The organism is Gelidibacter sp., from assembly GCF_039916245.1.
Taxonomy (GTDB): domain Bacteria; phylum Bacteroidota; class Bacteroidia; order Flavobacteriales; family Flavobacteriaceae; genus Gelidibacter.
The window spans coordinates 1-3505 of sequence record NZ_JBDSLS010000119.1; the positions used below are offsets into that span (position 1 = coordinate 1).

A 3505-nucleotide genomic window follows, 5' to 3' on the forward strand; every position below is an offset into this window, starting at 1 on the left:
TTATATTTCTCATAAAATAAAACGAAGCCCATGTGCCATAAGACAATAATATGGTGGCAGCAACGATAATACGTTTTGAATTTAAAGGTGTAAAATCAAAACTAACATCAAAAAAGCCCTGTAAATAAGGCGCAAAATTTACCCCCATGACAATCATATAAGAGGCGGTAATTATCGCAACACAAACTATTCCGACGATTGGGATAATCCAATTTTTGATATCTACTATGGAGTGAAGTAATAGTGCCAGAAAAATCAAAATAAAAAATAAAGAGGCCCAGAAAAACAATAACGTTGCCAAACTGATCCAAAGTGCGGCATCAAAAAGCTTTTTCTTGATGTCTTTTGAAGTCCTTAAACTGATGATACGTCTTAACGCCAATAAAATAAATAAATTGGCAATCAGCAATTTTGAATTCAGTAAAGATTCCGGTAAAACGGCCACAAAAAGACCGAACATCAAAATTTTATAACTGTTCTTTTTGGTAAGATTGTTTTTGCTCACAAAAAAATCAAGGACAAAAAGTGAAGCCAAGCATACGCCAAAAAGAAAAGCTTCTCTGAAAAAAAGCTCTACAGAAAAAGCCTCTGCTATGGTCGACATTTTAGTCACAACAAAAACCACAAGAAGTAAGACACTAACCACAACAAGATGTATGGGTTTTGCTTTGCTAAAAAAACTTGAAATCATTTAGAGCACTGTTCTGGGTTCATTGTTGAGGCTTAGCTTTCATGAAAACAAAATTCGAATTTAATTTATTGAACATTTCAATTAAAAAAAACGTAGTTTTGTACTTGTAAATATAATATTTATTATCATGACTGAATTTTTTAATGGCATAGGCAATTTGTTCACTAACGTTTTACTTTTGCCTTTTGACGCTTTAATGGCTTTAGAACTTGAAAATTGGTGGCTTGCCAATATCGTTTCATGGATACTTATCATAATAGCCATGGTAGGCTTTGTTTATTGGATGTTAGAGTTGAAAAAACACGATGATAACAAAGAAGAGGACAAGAGCGTCTCGTCCCATTCTTTCTTATAAATCAAAACCAATATCTTTACGGTAATACATCTTATCAAAATGTAGTTTTTCTATATTTTGATAAGATTTTTTTATGGCCTCTTGGTATGTATTTCCAAATGATGTGATCGCCATAACGCGTCCGCCAGAAGTGACGACTTTATTATCTTTCAAAATGGCACCTGCATGAAACGGAATGACATCCGTTAGATTTTCCAATCCCGTTATTTCTTTACCTTTTTCATAGTCTTCAGGATAGCCACCAGACACCAACATCACTGTAGTTGCCGCACGTTCATCAATATCAATCTTGATTTTATCCAATTCCTGATTGGCAATAGCCTGAAAAACCTCAACAAGATCATTCTTAAGTCTTGGGATCACAACTTCTGCTTCCGGGTCTCCCATCCGCACATTATATTCAATAACTTTAGGATCCTCTCCAACTTTAATCAGTCCGATGAAAATAAATCCTTTATAATCTAAACCATCTTTTTGAAGTCCTGCAATGGTTGGTTTGACCACACGTTCTTCAATTTTATTTAAAAAGGATTCCGTAGCAAACGGCACAGGCGAAACAGCGCCCATTCCTCCGGTATTTAAACCTGTATCATCTTCGCCAATACGTTTGTAATCTTTGGCCGTTGGTAAAATTTGGTAGTTTTTTCCATCACTTAGTACAAAACAGCTGAGTTCTATGCCATCTAAAAACTCTTCAATAACAACTTTGTTGCTGGCTGATCCAAATTTGGCATCCACCAACATGCTTTTAAGTTCTGCTTTGGCCTCATTGATGTCGTTTATGATCAAAACGCCTTTCCCGGCTGCCAATCCATCTGCTTTTAAAACATAAGGTGGTTTTAAGGTTTCCAAAAACTCATATCCAGCTTCTAAGGAAGTGGCATCAAAGCTTTGGTAAGCTGCGGTTGGGATATTATGGCGAAATAAAAACTCCTTGGCAAACTCTTTACTGCCTTCCAATTGCGCTGCCGCTTTTTGAGGTCCAATGACCGATACATTTTTCAGTTCTGGGTCATTTAGGAAAAAATCATGGATGCCCTGAACCAAAGGATCTTCTGGACCAACAACAACCATTTGGATCTGTTTTTCGAGAACCAACGTCTTGATCGCTTTAAAATCAGTGACTTTAAGGTCGATATTTTCAGCTATTCCTGCAGTTCCAGAATTTCCTGGAGCCACAAATAGTTTTTTACATAATGGACTTTGGGCAAGTTTCCAAGCGAAAGTATGTTCCCTTCCACCGGAACCGAGAATTAAAATGGTCATGTTTTTGTGTTTGTTGCAAAAATAAAGTTTATGCCATGAAAACAATAATATTTTTGACGATTAAATTAATAATAGAATCAAGACCGCTACGCTTCTAGAATCAAGAACAAAGACTTAAACCGAAAAGAGCTAAAACGTACCTGCCAGATAAGCTTTCTGATGGAATCTCGAAGGTCAAAATTATTATGCCTTTGCATAAATTTTAATTGGAGAACTACCAGATTGTATCTATAATGTTCGCGATTGATTTTATATGGGCGTTTAATAATTTACTTTACATTTGATATAAATGAGGCACAACTTGAATTTATTTGACTTTTCGTTGAAATTAAATGGATTTCCAATTACGGAAGCAAAAACTGTTTTGAGTTCTATTCAAAATCTTAATGAAGTTGAGTTCCATAATTACGTTGAAAATCAGAAAGAACTGATTGTCAATTTTCATCTAAAATATAATCCCTATTACAAATCTATTTTCAAAAACTCTAAGTTCTTGACATGGGACGCTGTTCCCATTATGACAAAAAGTGATTTACAACAACCTCTGATTGATAGATTATCTGAAGGGTTTTCACCAAAGAATGTCTATGTGAACAAAACCTCCGGGTCTTCTGGAGATCCTTTTGTATTTTCTAAGGATAAGTTTTGTCATGCACTAACTTGGAGCATCATTCAAAACCGATTTGGATGGTTCGATCTCGATTTTAATAGTTCCAGACAGGCTCGGTTTTACGGAATTCCTTTGGATAAAAAAGGATATTACAAAGAGCGTTTTAAAGATGCAATCAGCGGGCGATTCCGGTTTTCAGTTTATGATTTGAGTGATTCAGCGTTTGAAAACCATTTAAAAAAGTTCAAAAGCACAAACTTTGATTATATCAATGGATATACCAGCTCGATTGTTCAATTTGCTAAGTTTTTAGAGCAAAAGGAATTGATTTTAAAAACCATCTGTCCCACCTTGAAAGCTTGTGTTGTCACTTCTGAGATGTTGTTTGAAAACGATAAGCTCCTCATGGAAAAGCAATTTGGCATTCCCGTGATCAATGAGTATGGCGCTTCTGAACTGGATTTGATTGCCTTTCAAAACCCGAAGGATGAGTGGATTGTTAATAGCGAAACTCTTTTTGTTGAAATTGTGGATGAAAACAATCAGGTTTTGCCTTACGGCGAAGAAGGCCGTGTCATCATTA

Annotated in this window: 4 protein-coding genes; 2 read left to right on the forward strand and 2 right to left on the reverse strand. The window is 35.6% G+C overall.

The window, feature by feature from the left end; all coding sequences use genetic code 11:
- Positions 1 to 691 (reverse strand): DUF6427 family protein (locus tag ABIQ28_RS06205; RefSeq protein WP_348036011.1); only part of this gene is annotated, 691 nt, incomplete at its 3' end.
- 127 nt (positions 692 to 818) lie between these two features.
- Here ABIQ28_RS06205 and ABIQ28_RS06210 point away from each other — a divergent pair.
- Positions 819 to 1046 carry a uracil phosphoribosyltransferase gene (locus tag ABIQ28_RS06210; RefSeq protein ID WP_348036012.1) on the forward strand — a complete coding sequence of 76 codons (228 nt, stop codon included), beginning with the start codon at positions 819 to 821 and terminating at the stop codon, positions 1044 to 1046.
- Here the strand turns inward: ABIQ28_RS06210 and purD are convergent.
- Positions 1041 to 2312, reverse strand: coding sequence for a phosphoribosylamine--glycine ligase (purD, locus tag ABIQ28_RS06215; RefSeq protein ID WP_348036013.1), 1272 nt, complete (start codon positions 2310 to 2312; stop codon positions 1041 to 1043). The genes ABIQ28_RS06210 and purD overlap by 6 nt on opposite strands.
- Positions 2313 to 2601: 289 nt before the next feature.
- On the opposite strand from purD, the gene ABIQ28_RS06220 reads away from it, so the two are divergent.
- Positions 2602 to 3505, forward strand: a 904-nt coding sequence (locus ABIQ28_RS06220) for a phenylacetate--CoA ligase family protein (protein ID WP_348036014.1), incomplete at its 3' end; no start/stop codon positions are given.